Below are 22,657 nucleotides of genomic sequence, written 5' to 3'. Positions count from 1 at the left end.
CGCCCCCACCCGGGAGGCCCTACCGGCTGTCGGCGGAGATCCTTCTGGCGATCTCCGCGGGCCGCATCGGGCGGCCGAAGTGCCAGCCCTGGGCCCAGTCGCAGCCCATCAGGCGGAGCCGGTCGGCGTCGGCGGCGGTCTCCACGCCCTCCGCGGTGACGGTGAGGCCGAGGCTGTGGGCGAGCGAGACCAGGCCGCTGACGATCCGCCAGCCGAGGTGGGCGTCCTTGGTGGGGTCGTGCAGGTCGCCGACGAAGGAGCCGGCGATCTTGAGACCGGAGACCGGCAGGTCGCGCAGGTAGGCGAGGTTGGACCAGCCGGTGCCGAAGTCGTCCACGGCGAGCGAGACGCCCATGTCCACCACCCCGTGCAGGGCCTTGAGGGCCTCGTCCTCGGGGCCGACCACGGTGCTCTCGGTGATCTCCAGCTGGAGCTTGGCCGGGTCCAGGCCGGAGGCCCGCAGGATCCGGTCGATGTCGCCGACCAGGCCGGCGTTGCGGGCCTGACGGACCGCCAGGTTGACGTTCATCTGCGGCGCGGCCGGGCCGAACCGCCTGACCCAGTCGGCCGCTTGGCCGCAGGCCTGCTCCAGCACCCACCGGCCGAGCGGCATGATCAGCCCGGTCTCCTCGGCGGTGCCGATGAACTCCTCCGGGCCGAGCACGCCCAGCTGCGGGTGCCGCCAGCGCACCAGCGCCTCCACCGCCGCCAGCGAGCCGTCGGCCAGCGAGTGCAGCGGCTGGTAGTCGATGAAGAACTCGCCCCGGTCCAGCGCGGCCGGCATCCGCACGGAGACCGCGTACCGGCTGACCGACCGGGCGTTCTCCTTGGGGTCGAAGAGCGTCCAGCGGCCCCGCCCGGCCTCCTTGGCCCGGTAGAGCGTGAGGTCGGCGGCCCGGACGGCCGCGCCCGGCGTGGTGGTGGAGACCCGGCGCTCGAGCACGCCCACGCTCGCGCCCACGGCCAGCTTGTGGTCGCCGATCAGCACCGGTCTGTCCAGCGCCGCGAGCACCGTCTTGGCGGCGGCCACCGCCTCCTGCTCGCCCCGGCAGTTCTCCAGCAGCACCACGAACTCGTCGCCGCCGAGCCGGGCCACCATGTGCCCGAGCGGGGTGAGGGCCGCCTCCAGCCGGCCGGCCACGGCGGCGAGCAGCTGGTCGCCGGTGTCGTGGCCGAGGCTGTCGTTGACCACCTTGAAGCCGTCCAGGTCCACGTAGCAGAGGCCGAACCTGGCCCCCGCCTCCGGCTCCTCGAAGAGCCGCTCCAGCCGCTCGAAGAAGGCCGAGCGGTTGGGCAGGCCGGTCAGCGGGTCGTGGGTGGCCTGGTGGCGCAGCCGCTCCTGGAGGCGGTACCGGTCGGTGATGTCCTCCAGCATCGCCACCTGGTACTGCGGGCGGCCCTCGTCGTCGCGGATCAGCGAGACGGTCAGGTGGGTCCAGACCACCTCGCCGTCCCGGCGGTAGTACGGCTTGTCGAACTGGAGGTACTCGCGCTTGCCGGTGATCAGCTCCTCGTACGCCTCCCAGACCCCGGGGGTGTCCTCGGGGTGCACGAGCTCGTCGACCCGGTGGCCCTGGAGGTCCTCCGGGCGGGCGCCGAAGATGTCCTGGAGCGCCCGGTTGACCGCCAGGATGTTGCCCTCGGTGTCGCCGATGCCGATGCCGATCGCGGCGCTCTCGAAGAGGGCGCGGAAGCGGTTCTCCGAGGCGCGCAGCGCCTTCTCGACCTCCTGGCGGGCGATGTCGGCCGCCATCCGGATCGACTCCTGCTCGCGCAGGGTGCGCTCGCGCAGGGCGGCGGCCCAGCCGGCCGCGAAGGCGCCGCAGAGCGCGGGGCCGCGCCCCTGGGGCGCCTCGTGCAGCAGCTCGACGGCCCGGGCCAGCACGGCCGGGTCGGTGAAGTGCTCCTCGACCAGCAGCGCGCCGGCCTCGGCGGCCGGGCCGGCCTGGAACGGCTCCTCGTGCTGGGCCTGGTGTAGCAGCGCCAGGGTGCGCTGCACCAGCCGGCGCAGCAGCCCGGGGTGGACGACCACGCCGTGGCCGCTCTCCAGCAGCCGGGCCCACTCCTGCTGGAAGTGCCCGTCCTCGGCGGTGGGCCCGGCGGGCCGGTCGGCGCTCACCGGAGGAATCCGACGCCCGCCATGCCGGTCATCCGCTCGGGGTGCGGGCCGACGGCCTCCGGATTCTCCGGCCGCCACTCGGGGAGGTAGACCACGCCGGGCTCGACCAGCTCGAAGCCCTCGAAGAAGTCGGTGATCTGCTGCCGGCTGCGCATGGTCAGCGGGGTCGGGGTGAGCCGGTAGAGGTCCTGGTGCGGCCCGGCCTGGTCGGGCCGGCCCTCCAGGGAGGCGTGCGAGAGCACCAGCGCGCTCCCGGCGGGCAGGGCCTCGCGCAGGGTGGCGAGCACCTTGGCGGGCTCCTCGGCGTCGGTCACGAAGTGCACCACCGCGACCAGCATCAGCGCCACCGGCTCGCCGGCCGCCAGCAGTTCGCGCACCTCGGGCCTGGCCAGCAGGTCGGCCGGGTCGCGCAGGTCGGCCTCGACCACGCTGGAGAGCGGGTCGTCCTTGAGCAGCAGCCGGCTGTGCGCCACCGCCACCGGGTCGCGGTCCACGTACACCACCCGGGCTCCGGGCGCGGTGACCCGGGCCACCTCGTGCACCGCGCCGAAGGTCGGGATGCCGGAGCCGACGTCCAGGAAGCGGGTCAGGCCCCGGTCGGCGAGGTACTGCACCGAGCGGCGCAGGAAGGCCCGGTTGGCGCGCATGATCGCGGGCAGGTCCGGCCAGAGCTCCATCGCCCGGCGGGCCATCCGGCGGTCGGCCTCGAAGTTGTGCGAACCGCCCAGGTAGTAGTCGTACACCCGGGCGGCATTGGGCTTGTCGAGATCGGTACCGGGGGGTACCCAGTTCGGTCGTCGCATGCCGACACCCCTTTCCGGCTCCGGGCCCGCAGGAGACAACAGGCATAAAGATCTTCCTATTCGAACGAGTCCGCCGCAAGCCGGAGCAAACGGGTGGAGACCGGGCCGGGCGGGGAGAATGGGTGGGCGATGGCCGGACTCATCGAGGACTACGCCCTCATCGGAGACCTGGAGACCGCCGCCCTGGTCGGCCGGGACGGTTCGGTCGACTGGCTCTGCCTGCCCCGCTTCGACTCCCCCAGCTGCTTCGCCGCCCTGCTGGGCACCGACGCCCACGGCGGCTGGCGGCTGGCCCCGGCGGGCGGCGGGCCGTGCACCGCCCGGCGCTACCGGGGCGACACCCTGGTGCTGGAATCCGACTGGCACACCCCGACCGGGGCCGTCCGGGTCACCGACTTCATGCCCCGGCGCCACCGCGCGCCGCAACTGGTGCGGATCGTGGACGGATTGGCCGGCCAGGTGGCCGTCCGCGGCGAGCTGCGGCTGCGGTTCAACAGCGGTCGGGTGGCGCCCTGGGTGCGGCGCACCGGCCACCACCGGGTGGCGGTGGCCGGGCCGGACTCGGCCTGGCTGCGGGTGCCGCCGGGGGTGCACACCTACGGCGAACAGGGCGCCACCGTCTCGGAGTTCACCGTCCGGGCGGGCGAGCGGGTGGCCTTCACGCTGACCTGGCAGCCCTCCCACCTGGCCGCCGCGCCGCGGGCCGAGGCCGACCGGGTGCTCACCGGCACCCTGGAGTACTGGCGCCGCTGGGCGGCGGCCTGCCGCTACCGGGGCGAGTGGCGACCGCAGGTGCTGCGCTCGCTGCTCACCCTCAAGGCGCTCACCTACGGCCCGACCGGCGGCATCGTGGCCGCCCCGACCACCTCGCTGCCCGAGGTGCTCGGCGGCGAACGGAACTGGGACTACCGGTTCTGCTGGCTGCGCGACTCCAGCCTGACCCTCTCCGCCCTGCTGCGCGGCGGCTACCGCGAGGAGGCGGCCGCCTGGCACACCTGGCTGCTGCGGGCCATCGCGGGCGATCCGGGCGACCTGCAGACCGTCTACGGCGTGGCGGGCGAGCGCGGCCTGCCCGAGACGGTGGCCCACTGGCTGCCCGGCTACCGGGGCTCGGCCCCGGTGCGGCTGGGCAACGCGGCCGTGCACCAGCTCCAACTCGACGTCTACGGCGAGGTGGTGGACACCCTCCAGCTGGCCCTGGCGGCCGGGCTGCCGATGGAGCGCAAGGTCTGGCGGCTGCTGCTGGCCCTGATGGACTTCCTGGAGAAGCACTGGCGTGAGCCGGACGAGGGCCTGTGGGAGATCCGGGGCGAGCGGCGGCACTTCACCCACTCCAAGGTGATGACCTGGGTGGCCGCCGACGGCGCGCTGAAGATGGCAGAGGCCACCGGCCTGCCCGCCCCGGTGGAGCGCTGGCGCGCGCTGCGCGCGGCGGTGCACGCGGACGTGCTGGCGCACGGCTACGACGCCGGGCGCGGGGTGTTCGTCCAGCACTACGGCGGGCGGGAGTTGGACGCGGCCGTGCTCTTCGTGGTGAAGACCGGCTTCCTGCCGCCGGACGACGCCCGGGTGGTGCGCACCGTGGACGCGGTGCGCAACGGGCTGGACCACGGCGGGTTCGTCCGCCGCTACGAGTCCCCGCGGGCCACCGGCCGGCCGGGGCCGGACGGCCTGCGCGGCATCGAAGGGGCCTTCCTGGCCTGCTCGTTCTGGCTGGCCGACGCGCTGGCGCTGACCGGCCGCACCGGCGAGGCCCGGGAGCTGTTCGGCCGGGTGGTGGCACTCGGCAACGACCTGGGCCTGCTCTCCGAGGAGTACGACCCGGTGACCGGCCGCCAGTTGGGCAACACCCCGCAGGCCTTCACCCACGTCGCGCTGGTGAACACCGCCTTCGCCCTGGCAGACTCCTGACCCCCGGAGCCGAAGGACCGCACATGACCCTCGCGATCGACGACGACCAGCGCCGCGCCCGCCTGGCCCGCCGCCACCTGCTCGGCCCGGCCCACCGGGCGGGCTCGCCCGAGCAGGTGGCCGAGGCGGTGCTGGTGCTGCACGCGAGCGACCCGGCCACCGTCTTCCTCTCCACCGCCGCCCGCTCGGCCGACGCCCACGTGGCCGACCTGGAGCGGGCGCTCTACCGGGACCGCACCCTGCTGCGGATGCACGGCATGCGCCGCACCCTCTTCGTGCTGCCCGAGGACCTGGCCCCGCTGGTGCACTCCTCCACCACCCGCAAGGTGGCCGAGAAGGAGCGGCGCGGCCTGCTCTCCTTCCTCGCCGAGGGCGGCTGGGACGCCGCCTGGCTGGCCGAGGTCGAGCGCCGCACCCTCGCCGCCCTGGCCGAGCTCGGCGAGGCCAACCTCAAGCAACTCGGCGACTGCGTGACCGAGTTGCGCGAGAGCGTGCTGATGTCGGCGGGCAAGCCGTACGAGGCGCGGCAGAGCGTCGGCAGCCGGCTGCTGACGGTGCTGGGCATGGACGGCACCGTCGTCCGGGGGCGCCCGGTCGGCGGCTGGACCAGCGGCACCCACCACTGGGAGCCGCACGAGGCCCCGGCCCACCTGCCGGTGGCCCAGGCGCAGGCCGAGCTGGCCAGGCGCTGGCTGGCCTCGTACGGGCCGGCCACCGAGGCCGATCTGAAGTGGTGGACGGGCTGGGGCCTGCGCGAGGTGCGGGCCGCCCTGGCCGCCTGCGCGGCGGTGCCGGTGGAGCTCGCGGCCGGCCCCGGTTGGGTGCTGCCGGAGGACGTGGACCCCGTCGAGCCGCCGGAGCCCTGGGCGGCCCTGCTGCCCGCGCTCGACCCGACGGCGATGGGCTGGCAGCAGCGCGACTTCTACCTGCCCACCGAGCACCGGGCCGAACTCTTCGACCGCTCGGGCAACATCGGCCCGACCGTCTGGTGGTGCGGCCGGATCGTCGGCGGCTGGGCCCAGCGCCCGAGCGGCGAGCTGGCCTGGGAGCCGCTGGAGCAGGCAGGCCGGGCGGCCGAGAAGGCCGTCACGGCCGAACTCGACCGCCTGCGGGCGTGGTTGGGCGACAGCCGGGTGACCCCGAGGTTCCGCACCCCGCTGGAGCGCCGGCTGGTCGCCTGAACTCGCGCTCGGTCAGTGCTTCCTGGCCCGCTTGCCGCCCCTCGGGGCCTTCGCGTTCTTGGCGGTCTTCGCGTCCTTGGGAAAGAGCCAGGGCTTGAGCAGCCCGTTGACCAGCGGCAGCATGAGGTACACCATCAGGCTGCTCAGCACGCAGCCGAGGATGATCGAGCGGAGCACCACCGGCATGTGCAGGTGCGGGGTGAGGAAGAGGTTGGCGCTCACGGTGAGCGGGCTGATCGCCATCGCGGCGGCCACCGCCATCTTCCAGCGCGGCGGGCCGCCGCGCTCGGCGGCGGTCGGCGCACTGACGAACCAGCCCTCCAGGCCGCGGAGTTCGTGCCGGTCTATCGCGTGGTGCCCGTCGATCGAGCCGAGCCGCTCGGCCCGCTCGGGCGAGTCCTGCCAGGCCTGGAAGGACTCGGCGTCCTTGAAGTGCATCACCAGCTGCCACGGCTCGGCCGGGCCGGCCGGGCGCAGCAGCCCGGTGCGCAGGTTGCCCGGCTGGGCGGCGGCGGCGGCCAGGATGCCGCGGGCCCACTCCTCGAAGGTGGCTTCGTAGCCCTCGTCCACCTGGTGCGCGACCAGGAGGGTGACGGCACCTCCGGCCTGCGACGTGTCAGTCATCACTACCCCCATTGTCCAATCACTTCACCCTAGGCCGCCCGTCTGACCAGCAGCCTTTCGGATGATCCCTCCGTGCCCGACTATGTCACCACCTCGGGCGCGCGAGCAGCATGGGAGCCCCCGTGCGCGGGTAGCGTGAGCCGGTCCGCACCGCACGCGCCTCCACCCGGGAGCTCGGATGACACCCTTCGACCGCAGTGGCACCGGCAGCGTCAAGTGGGCCCGGGCGGGCGCCGGGCGGATCGCGCTCGGGCTGGCCGACATGGACCTGCCCGGGCCACCGGAGATCGGCGCGGCGCTGGCCGCCCGGGCCGGGCACCCCGCGTACGGGTACACCGTCTGCGATCCGGGCGGCCGGGAGCTGGTGGCCCGCTGGTACCGGGAGCGGCACCACGTCGCGGTGGATCCGGACTGGGTGCTGCTGCTGCCGTTCAGCGCCCGCACCGCGCTGCGGCTGCTGCTCGCGCTGGTGCGGCCGCGCGGCCCGGTCTGCGCGCCGACCCCGGACTGGGGCGGGTTCGAGCAGCTCTGCCGGGTGGCCGGGGTGGCGTACCGGGCGGTGCCGATGGAGCGGGACGAGGCCGGGTACCGGCTGCCGGTGGCCGCGTACGCCGAGGCGGAGCTGGTGCTGCTGAGCAACCCGCACAACCCCTCCGGGCGGGTCTGGCGGGCCGAGGAGCTGCGCGCCCTGGCCGAGCAGGTGGCCGGGCGCGGCGGGCTGCTGGTCTCGGACGAGGTGCACGGCGACCTGACCCACCCCGGCACCGGGCTGCGCCACCCGGTGGCCGTGGCGGTGGCGGGCGAGGCGGCCCGGCACACCGTGACGCTCAACTCGGTGGGCAAGACCTTCAACACCTCCGGCATCCCGAGCTGCTTCGCCCTGGTGCCGGACCCGGGCCTGCGCGAGCGGCTGCTCACCCTGATGGCGGGCTACGGGCTCTGGGAGGGTGGGCTGCTGCCGCAGCTGGTGCAGCGGGCCGCGCTGGAGCACGGCGGGCCCTGGCTGGACGCGCTGCTGGCCCGGCTGGTCGAGCACCGGGAGCTGGCCCTGGCGGCGCTCGGCCCGGCGGTGCTCTCCCGGCCGGAGGCCTCGTACCTGCTCTGGCTGGACGCCCCCGCGCTGGGCCTGCCGGCCGAGGGAGCCCGGGAGCTGCTGCTCACCGAGCGTGAGGTGGAGCTCTCGGCGGGCACCGACTTCGGCGCCGCCTGGGGCCGCTGCCTGCGGCTCAACTACGCGCTGCCCACCGAGCGCCTGACGGCCGCGCTCACCCGATTGACCCAGCCCTGACCTGCATGGACGACGTACATCAAGCGTTCATGTTTGGTTCGTAGCAGACTGAGCAGGAAGAACCGGGCCGCAATCGCGAACCGAGGATGGTGAGTCCGGTGATACCCGTACGCGCACACCAAGTGACCGCTCAGCCGCAGCCGAGTCAGTCGCCACCCAGCGTGACGCCCCTGACGGAGTCGACCGCCGAGGACCATCTGCTCGGCATCTGCTTCAAGATCGGGCCGCCCCGCCTCACCGGGGTCGAGGCCGAGTGGTTCATCCACGACACCCGATGTCCCGAGCGGGCGGTGGCCCCGGAGCGGGTCGCCGAGGCGCTCGCCACCCTCCCGCTCCGCCCCGGCAGCAGCGAGCCGCAGCTGCCCTTCGGCTCCCGGCTCACCCGCGAACCCGGCGGGCAGGTCGAGCTCAGCTCCCCGCCCGCCACCGACCCCGCCGACTGCGCGCGGGGCCTGCTGGCCGACCAGGCCGCCCTGGCCGCCGCCCTCGCCACCCAGGACCTGCGCCTCACCGGCACCGGCACCGACCCGTACCCGCGCGAACGCCGGATGCAGCTCGACCTGCCGCGCTACCGGGCGATGCAGCGCTACTTCGACCGGCGCGGTCCCTGGGGCCGGATCATGATGTGCGGCACCGCCTCGGTGCAGGTCAACCTGGACGCGGGCACCGAGAGCGGCCCGCAGGGCCTGGCCGCGCGCTGGGAGCTGGTGCACCGGCTCGGCCCGGTGCTGGTCGCCGCCTTCGCCAACTCCCCGCTGCTCGACGGGAAGCCGACCGGCCACCGGTCCACCCGCCAGCTGGTCTGGTCCCGGATGGACGCCAGCCGCACCCTGGCCCCCGCAGCCCTGGCGGACCCGCGCGCGGCCTGGGCGCAGTACGTGCTGGACGCCCGGGTGCTCTGCGTGCGCCGCCCCGAGGGCAGCCCGTGGACGGCCCCGGACGGGCTGACCTTCCGCCAGTGGCTGCGCGGCGCGGGCGACCGGCCGCCGCTGGCCGCCGACCTGGACTACCACCGCACCACACTCTTCCCGCCCGTCCGCCCGCGCGGCCACCTGGAGCTGCGCATGATCGACGCCCAGCCCGGGGACGGCTGGCTGGCCCCGCTGGCCCTGACCTCCGCCCTGCTGGACGACCCGGTCGCCGCCGACGCGGCGCTGGCCGCGCTGGCCCCGCTCGGCCACGCCAACGGCACCCGGCCGCCGCGCACCGCCCTCTGGCGCCGCGCCGCCGCCCTCGCCCTCACCGACCCCGAACTGCAACGGGCCGCGCTGGCCTGCTTCGCGATCGCCGACCAGGCCCTCGCCCGCCGCCCCGGCGCCGCCGAACTGCGCACCGCGCTGGGCCGGTTCGCCGAGCGGTACCCCGTCCGGGGCCGCTGCCCGGCCGACGACCAGCTGGACGCCCTGCGCACCGGCGCCGACCCGCTCGCCCCGGCCGATCCGGCCCCGCTCTCCCCGGAGGACGCACGATGACCGACACCCTCGGCCCCGTCCACGCCGACCTCGGCCCGGAGCAGCTGCGCGAGCGGATCGCCGACGAGCTGCTGGCCGCCCGGGCCCGCACCGCCGCGCTCACCGACTGCGTGGACGACCGCGACCTCACCGCCCAGCACTCGCCGTTGATGTCGCCGCTGGTCTGGGACCTGGCGCACATCGGCAACCAGGAGGAGCTCTGGCTGCTGCGCAACATCGGCGGCCGCGACCCGATGCACCCCGAGATCGACCCGCTCTACGACGCCTTCGAGCACCCCCGGGCCGAGCGCCCCAGCCTGCCGCTGCTGCCGCCCGCCGAGGCCCGCGCCTACGCGCACGAGGTGCGCGGCCGGGTGATCGACCTGCTCGGCGCCAGCCCGCTGGAGGGCAGCCCGCTGCTGGCGGCCGGCTTCGCCTTCGGCATGATCGCCCAGCACGAGCAGCAGCACGACGAGACCATGCTGATCACCCACCAGCTCCGCCAGGGCCCGGCCGCCCTGGTCGCCCCCGCCCCGCCCGCCCACCTCGAGCAGCTGCCCGCCGAAGTCCTGGTGCCTGCGGGCCCGTTCACCATGGGCACCGACACCGAGCCCTGGGCGCTGGACAACGAGCGCCCGGCCCACCGGGTCGACCTGCCGGCCTACTGGCTGGACACCGCGCCGGTCAGCAACGGCGCCTACCAGCGGTTCATCGCCGACGGCGGCTACCAGGAGCAGCGCTGGTGGAGCCCGCAGGGCTGGGCCCACCGGCAGCAGGCCGGCCTCACCGCGCCGCTGTACTGGCACCACGACGGCGGCGAGTGGCTGCGCCGCCGGTTCGGCACCGTCGAGCCGGTGCCCGCCGAGGAGCCGGTGCTGCACGTGAGTTGGTACGAGGCCGAGGCGTACGCCCGCTGGGCCGGGCGCCGGCTGCCCACCGAGCAGGAGTGGGAGAAGGCCGCCCGGCACGACCCGGCCACCGGCCGCTCCCGCCGCTACCCCTGGGGCGACCAGCCGCCCGCCGAGCACCACGCCAACCTCGACCAGCGCCACCTCCAGCCGGCCCCGGTCGGCAGCTACCCCGAGGGCCAGTCCCCGTACGGCGCCCGGCAGTTGATCGGCGACGTCTGGGAGTGGACGGCCAGCGACTTCCTGCCGTACCCGGGCTTCCGGGCCTGGCCGTACCGGGAGTACTCCGAGGTGTTCTTCGGCCCCGAGTACAAGGTGCTGCGCGGCGGCTGCTTCGCCGTGGCACCGGTGGCCTGCCGGGGCACCTTCCGGAACTGGGACTACCCGATCCGGCGCCAGATCTTCGCCGGCTTCCGCACCGCGCGCGACGCGGAGCCGAGCTGATGTGCCGTCATCTCGCTTATCTTGGGCCCGAGGTGACGCTTGGCGAGATGCTGGTCGAGCCGCCGTACGGGCTCGGGCGGCAGGCCTGGGCGCCCCGGCTCCAGCAGTACGGCACCGTCAACGTGGACGGCTTCGGGGTGGGGTGGTACGCCGACGGCGCGGAGCTGCCCGCCCGGTACCGGCGGGCCGGGCCGCTCTGGGCCGACGAGAACTTCGCCGACCTGGCCCGGGTGGTGCGCACCCGGGCCCTGCTGGGCCACGTCCGCTCGGCCACCGCCGGCTGCGCGGCGGGCGAGGCGGCGGTGGCGCCGTTCACCGCCGGCCGCTGGCTGTTCAGCCACAACGGCGTGCTGCCCGGCTGGCCCGAGCGGCTCGGCGCGCTGGCCGCCGGTCTACCGCCGGCCGAGCTGCTCGACCTGCCCGCCCGCACCGACTCGGCCCTGGTCTGGGGCCTGGTGCACCACCGGCTGCGGGCCGGGGCCGGGCCCGGCGAGGCGCTGGCGGAGGTCTGCGCCGAGATCGCCAAGCACACCGACGCCCGGCTCAACCTGCTGCTCATCGACGGCAGTTCGATCGCCGCCACCGCCTGGGGCGACACCCTCTGCTACCGCGCCGAGCCCGGCCCGGGCCTGGTCGTCGCCTCCGAACCGAGCGACGACGCCCCCGGCTGGCGCCACCTGCCCGACCGCAGCCTGCTGCTGGCCACCGCCGAGCGGCAGACCGTCCGCACGCTGCTGCCCTGACCGTTTTCTGAGAGGACCACCTCCCGTGAGCCAGTTCGACCTCAGCCGGCTGCTGCCCGCCGACTACTTCAGCCACGCCCTGCGCCACGACGTACGGCACGGTCTGACGGCCAGCCCCAAGTGGCTGCCGCCCAAATGGTTCTACGACGCCCGGGGCAGCGAGCTGTTCGAGGAGATCACCCGGCTGCCCGAGTACTACCCGACCCGGGCCGAGCGGGAGATCCTCACCGCCCGGGCCGGTGAGATCGCCGCCCTCACCAAGGCCCGCACCCTGGTCGAGCTCGGCTCGGGCTCCTCTGAGAAGACCCGGCTGCTGCTGGACGCGCTGCGCTCGCTCGGCACCCTGGGCGAGTACGTGCCGGTGGACGTCAGCGAGAGCGCCCTGGAGGGCGCGGGCAAGGCCCTCACCACCGAGTACCCCGACCTCGCGGTGCGCGCCGTGGTCTCCGACTTCACCCAGGGCCTCGGCTTCTCCGCCGACTCCCCCGCCCCCCGCCTGGTGGCCTTCCTCGGCGGCACCCTGGGCAACCTGCTGCCCGCCGAGCGGGCCGAGTTCCTCAGCTCCCTGCGGGCCGGCCTCGCCCCCGGCGACGCCCTGCTGCTCGGCACCGACCTGGTCAAGGACCCGGCTGTGCTGGTCGCCGCGTACGACGACGCGGCCGGGGTGACGGCGGAGTTCAACAAGAACGTGCTCCAGGTGCTCAACCGCGAACTGCGGGCCGACTTCCCCGCCGACGGCTTCGAGCACCACGCGCTCTGGGACGCCGAGCAGGAGTGGATCGAGATGCGGCTGCGGGCCGTGGCGGCCACCACCGTGCGGATCCAGGAGCTGGGCCTGACCGTGGAGTTCGCGGCGGGCGAGGAGCTGCGCACCGAGGTCTCCGCCAAGTTCCGCCGCGAGCGGGTGGCCGAGGAGCTGGCCGCCGCCGGCCTGCGGCTCACCCAGTGGTGGACCGACCGGGAAGGACGATTCGGCCTCTCGCTGGCCGAGCCGGTGTAGGCGCTGCCGACGGGGGCACTGTAGCCCCGATCTTCGGCGGGCGGGGTGGAATCGGTCACTCCGTGCGCAGGGGTCACCACCTCCGGTACTCATGGGTGCGGGAGGGGTGATTCCTTGATCTTCAGTCGGATACGCGCCGGACGGTCGGCGGCCCGGGGCTGCCCGCACGCGCCTCAGCCCCCGGCGGTGGTCGAGCCGGGGCCGGTCGCAGCAGGGCCGGTCGCAGCGGTGGTCGAACCCGAAGCGGGTTCGCTGGTCGGGCAAGCCGTGGCCTTCGTGCGGCAGTACCACCGGGAGCAGCCGGCCGCCGGGGACGAGGCGGTGCGGGTGCGCCAGGTGCTCGCGGAGATCGAACGGACCGGCAGCTACCGGCACACCCCTCAGGAGCTGGCCTTCGGCGCCCGGGTGGCCTGGCGCAACGCCGCCCGCTGCATCGGGCGGCTCTACTGGCGCAGCCTGGTGGTCCGCGACCTGCGGCACCTGGACGGGCCGGAGGAGATCGCCCGGGAGTGCTTCGAGCACCTGCGCCTGGCCGGCAACGGGGGCCGGATCCGCCCGGTGGTCTCCGTCTTCGCCCCGGACGGCCCGGACGGGCCCGGCCCCCGGATCGAGAACCCGCAGCTGATCCGCTACGCGGGCCACCGGCAGCCGGACGGTGGCCGGATCGGCGACCCGGCCACCGCCGAACTGACCGACCTGGCCCGCGATTTGGGCTGGAAGGGCGGCCAGGAGCCGTTCGAGGTGCTGCCGTTGCTGGTCACCGGCCGGGGCGAACTCCGCCCCCGCTGGTACGAGTTGCCCGAGGACACCACCCTCGAGGTGGAGCTGCGCCACCCCGAGCACGCCTGGTTCGCCGAGCTGGGCCTGCGCTGGTACGCGGTGCCCGCGATCAGCGACATGGTGCTGGAGATCGGCGGGGTGCGGTACCCGGCGGCCCCGTTCAACGGCTGGTACATGGGCACCGAGATCGGCGCCCGCAATCTGGCCGACGCCGACCGCTACGACCAACTGCCGGTCATCGCCGAGCACTTGGGGCTGGACACCAGCAGCGAGCGCACCCTCTGGCGGGACCGGGCGCTGATCGAGCTCAATCTGGCCGTGCTGCACTCCTTCCAGGAGGCGGGCGTCACGATGGCCGACCACCACACCGAATCCGACCGCTTCCTGCGCCACATCGCCCAGGAGGCCCGGCTCGGCCGGCCCACCCCGGCCGACTGGAGCTGGATCGTGCCCCCGGTCTCCGGCGGCCTGACCCCGGTCTACCACCGCTACTACGACCCGGTGGATCCCGAGCTGCGACCCGCCTTCCTGCCCCGCACCGGCTGAGCTCCCGGAATATTCACTGGCGTTCGAGCACCGCTGCCCTGACAATGCGCCAGTGGATCTTGAGATGAACCGTACGGTGACCGCAGTGGTGACGCACGAGGGCGATGTCCTCGGCGAGTTCGGGCCCTTCCCGGTGGAGACCCGGCGCTGGCAGGACGTCGGCCCGGTGAGCCGGGCCGTCGAGGCGGAGCTCGGGGTGCCGGTGCTCGTGCTGCGCCTGGTCTCGGTCGAGGGCGGCGCGGGCGGGCAGGACGGCCACGTCACCTACCAGGTCGAGGCGGTCCGCCGGCCCGCCGCCGCCCTGGCGCCCACCGCCCGCGAGCTGGGCGACCCGCTGCACCGGGCCGACTGGGCCACCGCCGAGGGCCTGCGCGACTCGCTCGGCTGGGCCGAGCGGGAGCTGGCGGCGGCCGGCCGGCCGTTGACCGGCCCGGCGGAGCAGATCAAGACCTGGAACCTCTCCGGCATCTTCCGCCTGCCGACCGCCGCCGGGCCCGCCTGGCTCAAGCACACCCCGCCGTTCGGCGCCTGCGAGGCCGGGGTGATCGAGCTGTTCGGCGCGGTGGACCCGGGCCTGGTGCCCGGCCTGCTCGGCGCCGACTCCGAGCTCCGCCGGGTGCTGCTCGACCACGTGCCCGGCGAGGACTGCTGGGGCCTGCCGGAGAACACCATGCTGCCGGTGATCGAGCGCTGGGTGACCGCCCAGGCCGCGCTCGCCGCCACCGCCGAGCAGGCCGCGCAGCGGGCCGGGCTGCCGGTGCGCACCCCGGAGCGGCTGGCCGAGCAGGCCAGCGCCCTGCTTGAGCGCGAACTCGGCCTCACCCCGGAGGAGTTGGCCGCCGCCCGACAGCTGGTCGACGGACTCCCGGCGCTGGCGGAGGAGTTGACCGACTGCGGCCTGCCCACCACCGTGCTGCACGGCGACTTCCACCCCGGCAACTGGCGCTCCGACGGCCACGGCACCGTGGTGGTCGACTTCTCCGACGCCTGCATCGGCCACCCGGCCTTCGACGGCCTGCGCCCGGCCCCCTTCCTCTCCCCCGAGCGCTGGGCCGAGGTCCGCGACCTCTGGTGCGCCGCCTGGCGCAAGGCCGCCCCGGGCAGCGACCCCGAGCGTGCCCTCGCCCTGGCCCGCCCCCTGATGCGGATCGGCTACGCCGTCCGCTACCAGGAGTTCCTCGACAACATCGAGGCCAGCGAGCGGATATACCACGAGGGCGACCCGGCCGCCGAGCTCCGCGGCGCCCTGCGCTGCTGAGCGGGCCGTCTACGGCGAAGGGGGTGCGCGGCCGGGCCGCGCACCCCCTTCGCCGTCACTGACGCCCCGTCAGATGGACTTCCACGATCCGTATTTCTTTGCATTCGGGGCGTGAACACGTGGCGGGTTCGTGGGGTGTGATTCATGCGTACGTGCGATCCGGTCCTCCGATCGCACAGCTGCACGTGCCCCCGCCACCCGATCCGAGGACTCCCCCCGTGAACGCCTTCCTTCCTGCCGGACTGCTCCGGCCCCTCCACCGCCCGGCCGGCCTCACGACCGGACTGCCCGCCCCCGGCCGCCCGCGCGGCACCGTACCGGGCCTCGGGGAGGAATAGGTGAACGACGCCGCCCCGTTGGACCCGGCGGGCATCCGCCCCGGCACCAGCGTGCTCCCCACCACCTTCCTGGCCTTCCTGGAGGGCCACGGTCAGCCGTACTTCGAGTACGCGGAGCTCGCCCTCGGCGATTCCGGCCTCGCTCAGGACGTCGTCGACGACGTCCTGAGCCGGCTCGCCACCCGCTGGGAGCACGTTCTGGCCCAGCCCAGCTACGCGGCCTACTGCTGGCGCCTGATGCGCCACGTCGTCGAGGCCGAGCGCAGCCGGCGGGAGGAGCACCTCCAGCTCATCGAGCGGGTGGCGTTCTCGGTCGCCGCCACCAAGGAGATCGTCGAGGAGATGCTCGACACGCTCACCCCGGCCGACCACCTGGAGGAGGGCATGGCGCTCGGTGCCGCGATCCGCAGCCTGTCCGGCGCCAAGTACGACGTCGTCGTGATGCGCTACCTGATGGAGATGACCGACTCCGCGATCGCCGCCGAGATGGGCGTCGAGGAGGCCACGGTGCGTTCGCTCCTCTCCCAGGCCCGGACCCGCCTCGCCGCCCAGCTCAAGCCCCGGCGGGTCCTCAGGGACCGCACCGCCGGGCACCCGCCCCGCACGTCCGCCGACGGCCGGCCTGCCACGGCCGACGAGGAGTGACCGCCATGTCCGAGCACCTCGACCGCCTGCTCGCCGCAGCCCGCCCGACCCCCCTCGCCCCGCGCCCCCGGTACGACTTCGCGCTGGGGCGCCGGCGGGCGGCCGAGCGCCTGACCGAGCACCAGGCCCGCCAGCAGCGCGCCGACACCGGGAGCGGCCTGAACTTCCACGACCACGCGGAGCGGGACCTGAGCTCGCTGGCGATGATGGTCATCGGCGACCCCGGGGCCGCCGAGCAGCTCGCGAGCCTGGACAGCTCCGCGGTCGACCCGCGCGGCGGCCTGGTCTTCGCCTGCTTACTGCACCTGACCAACCAGCCCCAGGAAGCGCAGTGGTGGTTCCAGTTCGCGGCCGGCGCGGGCGAGCGCGACGCGGTGTTCTGCCTCTACCTCCACCACATCCGCCTGGGCGAACTGCGCGAGGCCGAGCACTACTTCGAGCTGGCGACGAGCCTGAGAAGCGAGCCGTCCGACGCCGAGGCCGACCGGGCGACCGTGATCCCGCCGTCGCTGCCCGCGCTGCCGGGTTACTTCGCCGACGCCGAGTGGCTCTGCCAGTACGTCCAGGCCGGCGAGCGGGCGGTCCCTCCCGGCCGGGCCCTGCGCGAGAAGGCGCTGCAAGGGCCGCTCGGCGCGCGGCGGGTGCTGCGCGACGAGACGGTCGGCTGCTTCAGCCTCCCGCCCGAGCCGGAGAACGGGGACATCGCCGACAGCATGCAGGTCCTCATCTCCAACTGACCCACCCAGCCAGCCGTTCCCCTCCCCCTCCCGAAAGGACCAGTCCGATGCCCACCTCCCCGCTCGACCCCGGCCTGCTGGCCACCACCGTCGCGGCCTCCGGCTACCTCGCCACCGTCACGGTCCTCGCGCTGACCACCGTCGCCGCCCGCACCCCCGCCCGTCAGGAGGCCCGCCGCACCCTGGCGCTCCTGCTGGGGCGCCGGAGCTGAGCTCACCGTTCCAGGGCCTCGTAGCGCAGGGCCAGGCCGTCGAGGAGGGCCGTCAGGCCGGTTTCGAAGGCGCCCTCGTCGATGGTGCGGTGGTGTTCGGCCAGGCGGTGGGCCTCGGTGAGGTGGGGGTAGTCGGCGGTGTAGAGCTGGGCGTCCTCGGGGAAGCCGGCGGCGAACGAGGCCAGGGCGGAGCCGGTGATGAAGTACCGCATCAGGGCGCCGATCCTGGTGGCCTGGCCGCGCGGCCAGCCGGCGGCGGTGAGGCAGCCGTAGACGGCGTCGGCCAGGCGCAGCGCGTTGGGCCGCCGTCCCGGGCCCTGGGCGAGCACCGGGACGATGTTGGGGTGGGCGGCCAGCGCGGCGCGGTAGGAGCGGGCCCAGTCGCGCAGCGCGGCGCGCCACTCGGCGCCGGGGCCGAACATCGACAGGTCGACCTCGCCCATCACGCTGTCCACCACGGCGTCGAGCAGCTCGTCCTTGGTGGCGAAGTGGTTGTAGAGCGAGGGGCCGCTGACCGAGAGCCCGGCGGCGAGGCGCCGGGTGGAGAGCGCGGCCAGGCCCTCGGTGTCGACCAGGACGAGGGCCGCCGCCACGATGCGCTCGCGGCTCAGCAGCGGGGTGCGCGGTCGGGCCACCGGCCCCTCCTCGTTCGGTCTCGGTCATATGGACTGATCGACATCAACTGATCGACATTCTGGCAGGCCCCTCTTCCCTGCCCTCCCGGCTGGGGGTTACAGTCACCGTAAAACTTGCACTGCTAGTTTATCGAGGCTACCCCCTACCGGGACGAGGTGTCCGCCGCCGTGAACCTTGAGCTCTCCGAGGAGCAGGCCGCCGTGCGCGAGCTGGCCGCCGACTTCACCGACCGCGAGATCGTGCCCTTCGCCGCCGACTGGGACCGGGCCGAGAGCGTGGACCGCGCGATCATCGGCAAGCTGGGCAAGCTCGGCTTCCTCGGCCTGACCATCCCCGAGGAGTACGGCGGCAGCGGCGGCGACCACCTCGCGTACTGCCTGGTGCTGGAGGAGCTCGGCCGGGGCGACTCGGCCGTGCGCGGCATCGTCTCCGTCTCGCTCGGCCTGGTCGGCAAGTCGGTCAACGGCTACGGCACCGAGGAGCAGAAGCGGTACTGGCTGCCGCGGCTCACCTCCGGCGAGGCGCTGGCCTGCTTCGCGCTCACCGAGCCCGGCACCGGCTCGGACGCCGCCAACCTCGCCACCCGGGCCGTGCGGGACGGGGACCACTGGGTGATCACCGGCAGCAAGATGTTCATCACCAACGGCACCTGGGCCCAGGTGGCCCTGGTCTTCGCCCGCACCGGCGGGCCCGGGCACCAGGGCGTCACCGCCTTCCTGGTGCCCACCGACACCCCCGGGTTCGAGCGCCGGGAGATCCACGGCAAGCTCGGCCTGCGCGGCCAGGCCACCGCCGAGCTGGTCCTCGACGGGGTGCGGGTGCCGGACACGGCCCGGCTCGGCGCGGAGGGCAAGGGCTTCGGCGTGGCGATGTCGGCCCTGGCCAAGGGCCGGATGTCGGTGGCGGCCGGCTGCGTGGGCATCGCCCGGGCCAGCCTGGAGGCGGCCGTCCGCTACGCCAAGGAGCGCGAGCAGTTCGGCAAGCCGATCGCCTCGTACCAGCTGGTGCAGGAGCTGCTCGCCGACATCTCGGTGGACGTGGAGGCGGCCCGGCTGCTCACCTGGCAGGTGGCCGACCTGATCGACCGGGGGCTGCCGTTCGCCACCCAGTCCTCCACCGCCAAGCTCTTCGCCAGCGAGGCGGCCGTCCGCGCGGCCAACAACGCGCTGCAGGTCTTCGGCGGCTACGGCTTCATCGACGAGTACCCGGCCGGCAAGTACCTGCGCGACGCCCGGGTGATGACCCTGTACGAGGGCACCAGCCAGATCCAGAAGCTCCTGATCGGCCGTGCCCTGACCGGCGTCAACGCGTTCCAGTAGTCCGCCGGCCCAGCACCACCCCTCGCTGTGCCGGCACCACCCTCGGATCGAGCACCACCCTTGGATGAGGAGCCCACCACCGTGCGTCCTGTCTACTTCGCCGCCGCCCGCCGCACCCCGATCGGGCGGCTGCGCGGCGCGCTCTCCACCGTCCGCCCCGACGACCTCTCGGCCGCCGTGCTGCGCGCGCTGCTGGCCGAGGTGCCGCAGCTCGATCCGGCCCGGATCGACGACGTGTACTGGGGCGCCGCCAACCAGGCCGGCGAGGACAACCGCAACGCCGCCCGGATGGCCGTGCTGCTGGCCGGGCTGCCCGAGACCGTGCCCGGTGCCACCGTGAACCGGCTCTGCGCCTCGGGCCTGGAGGCCGTCACCATGGCCGCCCGCACCATCGCCGCCGGGGAGGCCGAGGTCGTGCTGGCCGGCGGCTGCGAGTCGATGAGCCGGGCCCCGTTCGTGCTGCCCCGCCCGGAGGAGGCGCTGCCGCACAAGCTGGAGACCTTCGACACCCGGCTCGGCTGGCGGCTGACCAACCCGAGGATGCACGAGCTGCACGGCGTGCTCTCGATGGGCGAGACCGCCGAGGAGGTGGCCGAGCGGTACGGCGTCAGCCGCGAGCAGCAGGACGCCTTCGCGCTGCGCAGCCACCAACTGGCCGCCGCCGCCCGCAAGGACGGCCACTTCGACGCCGAGCTGATCCCGGTCGAGCGCCCCGACGGCGTGGTGGTCACCCAGGACGAGGGCATCCGCGAGGACACCACCCTGGAGCGCCTGGCCAAGCTCAAGCCGGTCTTCCGGGCCGGCGGCACGGTGACCGCCGGCAACGCCTCGCCGATGAACGACGGCGCGGCCGGCCTGCTCCTGGTCAGCGAAGAGGCCCTGCGCGACCTGGAGTTGGAGCCGCTCGGCCGGTACGTGGCCGGGGGCTCGGCCGGGGTGCACCCGGATGTGATGGGCATCGGGCCGGTGCCCGCCACCCGCAAGGTGCTGGGCCGGGCCGGCTGGCAGCTCGGCGACCTCGGGGAGGCCGAGTTCAACGAGGCCTTCGCCGCCCAGGCCCTGGCCTGCGTCAAGGAGTTGGGCGTCGACCCGGAGCTGGTCAACCCGACCGGCGGCGCGATCGCCCTCGGCCACCCGCTCGGCGGCTCGGGCGCCCGGATCCTCACCACCCTGCTGCACCGGATGCGCCGCACCGGCGCCCGGCGCGGCCTGGCCACCATGTGCGTGGGCGTCGGCCAGGGCACCGCCGTGCTGGTCGAGAACAGCTGACCGTCCTCCAACTCGCACGCTATCTACTGTCAAGGGAGACAGGGACCATGACTCGTTTCGCAGGCAAGGTGGCCGTGGTCACCGGCGCAGCCCAGGGCATCGGCGCGGCCACCGCGCTGCGCCTCGCCGAGGAGGGCGCGGCCGTGGCCGTGCTCGACCTCACCGCCGAGCGGGCCCAGGCCACCGTGGACGCGATCACCGCCAAGGGCGGCACCGCGCGCGCGTACGGCTGCGACGTGGCCGACTACGACGCGGTGGCGGCCGTCTTCGCCACCCTGGTCGAGGAGTTGGGCGCGGTGCACATCCTGGTGAACAACGCCGGGATCACCCGCGACAACCTCTTCTTCAAGATGTCGCCGGCCGAGTGGAACTCGGTGCTGACGGTCAACCTGACCAGCGCGTACAACTGCAGCCACGTGGCGCAGCAGTACATGGTGAAGCAGAAGTACGGCAAGATCGTCTCGCTCAGCTCCCGCTCGGCCCTCGGCAACCGGGGCCAGGCCAACTACGCCGCCGCCAAGGCCGGCATCCAGGGCCTGACCGCCACCCTGGCGATCGAGCTGGGTCCGTTCAACATCAACGTCAATGCGGTGGCCCCGGGTTACATCGCCACCTCGATGACGGCGGCCACCGCCGAGCGGGTCGGCGCCACCCCCGCCGAGCACCAGGAGCAGGTGGCCGAGCGCACCCCCCTGCGCCGGGTCGGCCAGCCGGAGGAGATCGCCTCGGTGGTGGCCTTCCTGGTCAGCGAGGACGCGAGCTACGTGAGCGGACAGACGCTGTACGTGAACGGCGGGGCGCGCTGACCGCACCCCGGGCCCGGCCCGCGGTAGCATCGATCAAGAATTGACGGCAGGTCAAGTAGCCGTCCCAGCAGGGTCATTACCCGTTGCTGGGGCGGCCATTACCCGTTCCGGTGGCCGGGACGGGCCATCCCGCCAGACCCCGTTCTGACTATGGCGGGTTCGCGCCCGGGCCGGTGGGATGACGGGGCCGATCGCGCGATCGGTTCTGTCCCCCGAAGGAGTCTCATGGGCCTCTCCCCCGCCACCGCGGGCACCCGACGCTCCCCGTCCACCCGCACACTGGCACTGCTCGCCGTCGGGGCCACCGCCCTCACCGGCGCGAGCGTCACCGCGCAGTCCACGGCGCCGGCCGCCCACCGCGCCGGGGTGCCCACCGTGCACGTCCGGCCCGCCTCGGCCGGGCACATCGACGCCACCTCCCGGCTGGCCCCGATATCCACCTCGGACTGCGTGGCGCAGCTGGGCATCCACTGCTACTCCCCGCTGCAGTACCGCAAGGCCTACGACCTGGACCCGCTCTACCGGCAGGGCGTCACCGGCAAGGGCCGCACCATCGTGATCGTGGACTCCTACGGCTCGCCGAGCATCCAGCACGACCTGGAGACCTTCGACCACCAGTGGGGCCTGCCCGACACCGACGTCGAGGTGGTCAAGTGGGGCGACGTGCCCGTCTTCGACCCGACCGACTCCACCCAGACCGGCTGGGCGGGCGAGACCACCCTGGACGTCGAGTACGCGCACGCCATCGCGCCGGACGCCCACATCGTGCTGGTCGAGACGGCCGTGGCCGAGACCGAGGGCGTCACCGGCCTGCCCGAGATGATGGACGCCGAGCAGGCCCTGATCAAGGCCGGCCGGGCCGACGTCATCTCGCAGAGCTTCGGCGCCACCGAGAACACCTTCCCCGGCTTCGACCAGGGCGACCACAAGTCCCTCACCGACCTGCGCTACGCCTTCCAGACCGCGGCCGACCACAACGTGACGGTGCTCGCCGCCTCCGGCGACGACGGCATCACCAACCCCGACAACGACGGCAACCTCTACCCGTACGCCGCCAACTCCTGGCCCTCCAGCGACCCGCTGGTCACCTCCGTCGGCGGCACCCAGCTGACCCTGGACAACGACGGCAAGCGCACCGCCCCGGACCAGGTCTGGCACGACGCCTACGGCGCGGCCGGCGGCGGCGCCTCCGCCGTCTTCGACCGCCCGTGGTACCAGTGGGGCGTCCAGGGCGTGACCGGCAACCACCGCGGCACCCCGGACATCTCGATGAGCGCCGCGGTGGACGGCGCCGCCTGGACGTACGAGTCCTACGACCCGACCCGGGCCGGCTGGCACCTCACCGGCGGCACGAGCGAGTCCACCCCGATCTTCTCGGGCATCACCGCCCTCGCCGACCAGCTGGCCGGCCACCGCCTCGGCCAGCTCAACTGGCGGATGTACGGCCTGGCCAACCTCCCCGCCAAGTGGAGCGGCATCATCGACGTGACCACCGGCGACAACGGCTGGAACGGCGTCACCGGCGAGCAGGCCGGCAAGGGCTACGACCTCGCCTCGGGCCTCGGCACCATCGACGCCGCGAAGTTCGTCCACGCGCTCGCCGGCCGGTAGCCGGCGCCACGCGCAGCGGTGGAGCCGG

20 protein-coding genes are annotated in these 22,657 nt (G+C 74.2%); 16 read left to right on the top strand and 4 right to left on the bottom strand.

The features are described 5' to 3' along the window. Window positions 1-19 precede the first annotated feature (19 nt). On the bottom strand, window positions 20-2,119 hold the full coding sequence (locus CFP65_RS32525) for a bifunctional diguanylate cyclase/phosphodiesterase (protein WP_254552687.1): 2,100 nt from the start codon (window positions 2,117-2,119) through the stop codon (window positions 20-22). Next, window positions 2,116-2,922: an SAM-dependent methyltransferase gene (locus CFP65_RS32520; RefSeq protein ID WP_104819537.1), complete on the bottom strand. Its 807-nt coding sequence runs from the start codon at window positions 2,920-2,922 to the stop codon at window positions 2,116-2,118. The genes CFP65_RS32525 and CFP65_RS32520 overlap by 4 nt, the downstream gene beginning before the upstream one ends. Window positions 2,923-3,051: 129 nt before the next feature. On the opposite strand from CFP65_RS32520, the gene CFP65_RS32515 reads away from it, so the two are divergent. Both CFP65_RS32515 and CFP65_RS32510 read left to right on the top strand, forming a co-directional pair. Continuing rightward, window positions 3,052-4,833, top strand: a complete 1,782-nt coding sequence (locus CFP65_RS32515) for a glycoside hydrolase family 15 protein (RefSeq protein ID WP_104819536.1) — start codon at window positions 3,052-3,054, stop codon at window positions 4,831-4,833. 23 nt (window positions 4,834-4,856) lie between these two features. Then, window positions 4,857-6,014: a winged helix DNA-binding domain-containing protein gene (locus CFP65_RS32510; protein WP_104819535.1), complete on the top strand. Its 1,158-nt coding sequence runs from the start codon at window positions 4,857-4,859 to the stop codon at window positions 6,012-6,014. A 12-nt stretch (window positions 6,015-6,026) separates the two neighbouring features. Here CFP65_RS32510 and CFP65_RS32505 read toward each other — a convergent pair whose 3' ends face one another. After that, entirely contained in the window at window positions 6,027-6,638 is a 612-nt protein-coding gene (locus tag CFP65_RS32505; protein WP_254552686.1) for an antibiotic biosynthesis monooxygenase, read from the bottom strand. Window positions 6,639-6,816: 178 nt separating this feature from the next. Between CFP65_RS32505 and CFP65_RS32500 the strand changes: the two genes are divergently transcribed. The 10 genes from CFP65_RS32500 (at window position 6,817) to CFP65_RS39365 (ending at window position 16,988) form a co-directional block, all read left to right on the top strand. Further along, window positions 6,817-7,926, top strand: coding sequence for an aminotransferase class I/II-fold pyridoxal phosphate-dependent enzyme (locus CFP65_RS32500; protein WP_104819533.1), 1,110 nt, complete (start codon window positions 6,817-6,819; stop codon window positions 7,924-7,926). A gap of 161 nt (window positions 7,927-8,087) precedes the next feature. Then, window positions 8,088-9,398, top strand: coding sequence for an ergothioneine biosynthesis glutamate--cysteine ligase EgtA (gene egtA, locus CFP65_RS32495; protein WP_254552685.1), 1,311 nt, complete (start codon window positions 8,088-8,090; stop codon window positions 9,396-9,398). Then, entirely contained in the window at window positions 9,395-10,729 is a 1,335-nt protein-coding gene (gene egtB, locus CFP65_RS32490) for an ergothioneine biosynthesis protein EgtB (protein WP_104819531.1), read from the top strand. Before egtA ends, egtB begins: the two co-directional genes overlap by 4 nt. Further along, window positions 10,729-11,472 carry an ergothioneine biosynthesis protein EgtC gene (gene egtC, locus CFP65_RS32485; RefSeq protein WP_104819530.1) on the top strand — a complete coding sequence of 248 codons (744 nt, stop codon included), beginning with the start codon at window positions 10,729-10,731 and terminating at the stop codon, window positions 11,470-11,472. Before egtB ends, egtC begins: the two co-directional genes overlap by 1 nt. A gap of 25 nt (window positions 11,473-11,497) precedes the next feature. Then, a complete protein-coding gene (egtD, locus tag CFP65_RS32480; protein WP_104819529.1) occupies window positions 11,498-12,472 on the top strand; it encodes an L-histidine N(alpha)-methyltransferase in 975 nt (324 codons plus the stop codon). Window positions 12,473-12,700: 228 nt separating this feature from the next. Next, complete coding sequence (locus tag CFP65_RS32475) at window positions 12,701-13,798, top strand: nitric oxide synthase oxygenase (protein WP_254552684.1); 1,098 nt, start codon at window positions 12,701-12,703, stop codon at window positions 13,796-13,798. Between the two features lie 64 nt (window positions 13,799-13,862). Beyond that, window positions 13,863-15,056 (top strand): phosphotransferase family protein, encoded by a 1,194-nt coding sequence (locus CFP65_RS32470; protein ID WP_104819527.1) that lies wholly within the window; start codon window positions 13,863-13,865, stop codon window positions 15,054-15,056. 338 nt (window positions 15,057-15,394) lie between these two features. Next, window positions 15,395-16,039 carry an RNA polymerase sigma factor gene (locus tag CFP65_RS32465; RefSeq protein WP_104819526.1) on the top strand — a complete coding sequence of 215 codons (645 nt, stop codon included), beginning with the start codon at window positions 15,395-15,397 and terminating at the stop codon, window positions 16,037-16,039. Between the two features lie 5 nt (window positions 16,040-16,044). Beyond that, window positions 16,045-16,776 carry a hypothetical protein gene (locus CFP65_RS32460; RefSeq protein WP_104819525.1) on the top strand — a complete coding sequence of 244 codons (732 nt, stop codon included), beginning with the start codon at window positions 16,045-16,047 and terminating at the stop codon, window positions 16,774-16,776. Window positions 16,777-16,823: 47 nt separating this feature from the next. Beyond that, window positions 16,824-16,988 (top strand): hypothetical protein, encoded by a 165-nt coding sequence (locus CFP65_RS39365; protein WP_158702469.1) that lies wholly within the window; start codon window positions 16,824-16,826, stop codon window positions 16,986-16,988. Window positions 16,989-16,990: 2 nt separating this feature from the next. Here the strand turns inward: CFP65_RS39365 and CFP65_RS32455 are convergent, their stop codons facing one another. Beyond that, window positions 16,991-17,623 (bottom strand): TetR/AcrR family transcriptional regulator, encoded by a 633-nt coding sequence (locus CFP65_RS32455; RefSeq protein ID WP_104819524.1) that lies wholly within the window; start codon window positions 17,621-17,623, stop codon window positions 16,991-16,993. A 168-nt stretch (window positions 17,624-17,791) separates the two neighbouring features. Here CFP65_RS32455 and CFP65_RS32450 point away from each other — a divergent pair, with 168 nt between their 5' ends. The 4 genes from CFP65_RS32450 (at window position 17,792) to CFP65_RS32435 (ending at window position 22,629) form a co-directional block, all read left to right on the top strand. Continuing rightward, window positions 17,792-18,943 (top strand): acyl-CoA dehydrogenase family protein, encoded by a 1,152-nt coding sequence (locus CFP65_RS32450; protein WP_104821288.1) that lies wholly within the window; start codon window positions 17,792-17,794, stop codon window positions 18,941-18,943. Between the two features lie 81 nt (window positions 18,944-19,024). Continuing rightward, entirely contained in the window at window positions 19,025-20,212 is a 1,188-nt protein-coding gene (locus tag CFP65_RS32445) for a thiolase family protein (RefSeq protein ID WP_104819523.1), read from the top strand. Between the two features lie 47 nt (window positions 20,213-20,259). Next, a complete protein-coding gene (gene fabG, locus CFP65_RS32440; protein WP_104819522.1) occupies window positions 20,260-21,018 on the top strand; it encodes a 3-oxoacyl-ACP reductase FabG in 759 nt (252 codons plus the stop codon). 225 nt (window positions 21,019-21,243) lie between these two features. Beyond that, the gene (locus tag CFP65_RS32435) at window positions 21,244-22,629 is read left to right on the top strand and encodes a S8 family serine peptidase (protein WP_104819521.1); all 1,386 of its coding nucleotides are present in this window, start codon (window positions 21,244-21,246) and stop codon (window positions 22,627-22,629) included. Window positions 22,630-22,657: the final 28 nt, after the last annotated feature.

This window comes from Kitasatospora sp. MMS16-BH015 (assembly GCF_002943525.1).
Classification (GTDB): Bacteria; Actinomycetota; Actinomycetes; order Streptomycetales; family Streptomycetaceae; genus Kitasatospora.
Note: the sequence above shows the minus strand (reverse complement) of the source record. Positions and strands in the feature narration are given on the sequence as shown.

What these genes read in the sequence shown, in the direction of transcription:
- CFP65_RS32505 (WP_254552686.1), bottom strand. Translation starts at nt 6,638, where the DNA reads ATGACTGACACGTCGCAGGCCGGAGGTGCCGTCACCCTCCTGGTCGCG.
- CFP65_RS32470 (WP_104819527.1), top strand. Translation starts at nt 13,863, where the DNA reads ATGAACCGTACGGTGACCGCAGTGGTGACGCACGAGGGCGATGTCCTC.
- egtC (WP_104819530.1), top strand. Translation starts at nt 10,729, where the DNA reads ATGTGCCGTCATCTCGCTTATCTTGGGCCCGAGGTGACGCTTGGCGAG.
- CFP65_RS32510 (WP_104819535.1), top strand. Translation starts at nt 4,857, where the DNA reads ATGACCCTCGCGATCGACGACGACCAGCGCCGCGCCCGCCTGGCCCGC.
- fabG (WP_104819522.1), top strand. Translation starts at nt 20,260, where the DNA reads ATGACTCGTTTCGCAGGCAAGGTGGCCGTGGTCACCGGCGCAGCCCAG.
- CFP65_RS32515 (WP_104819536.1), top strand. Translation starts at nt 3,052, where the DNA reads ATGGCCGGACTCATCGAGGACTACGCCCTCATCGGAGACCTGGAGACC.
- CFP65_RS39365 (WP_158702469.1), top strand. Translation starts at nt 16,824, where the DNA reads ATGCCCACCTCCCCGCTCGACCCCGGCCTGCTGGCCACCACCGTCGCG.
- CFP65_RS32460 (WP_104819525.1), top strand. Translation starts at nt 16,045, where the DNA reads ATGTCCGAGCACCTCGACCGCCTGCTCGCCGCAGCCCGCCCGACCCCC.
- CFP65_RS32520 (WP_104819537.1), bottom strand. Translation starts at nt 2,922, where the DNA reads ATGCGACGACCGAACTGGGTACCCCCCGGTACCGATCTCGACAAGCCC.
- CFP65_RS32435 (WP_104819521.1), top strand. Translation starts at nt 21,244, where the DNA reads ATGGGCCTCTCCCCCGCCACCGCGGGCACCCGACGCTCCCCGTCCACC.
- egtB (WP_104819531.1), top strand. Translation starts at nt 9,395, where the DNA reads ATGACCGACACCCTCGGCCCCGTCCACGCCGACCTCGGCCCGGAGCAG.
- CFP65_RS32500 (WP_104819533.1), top strand. Translation starts at nt 6,817, where the DNA reads ATGACACCCTTCGACCGCAGTGGCACCGGCAGCGTCAAGTGGGCCCGG.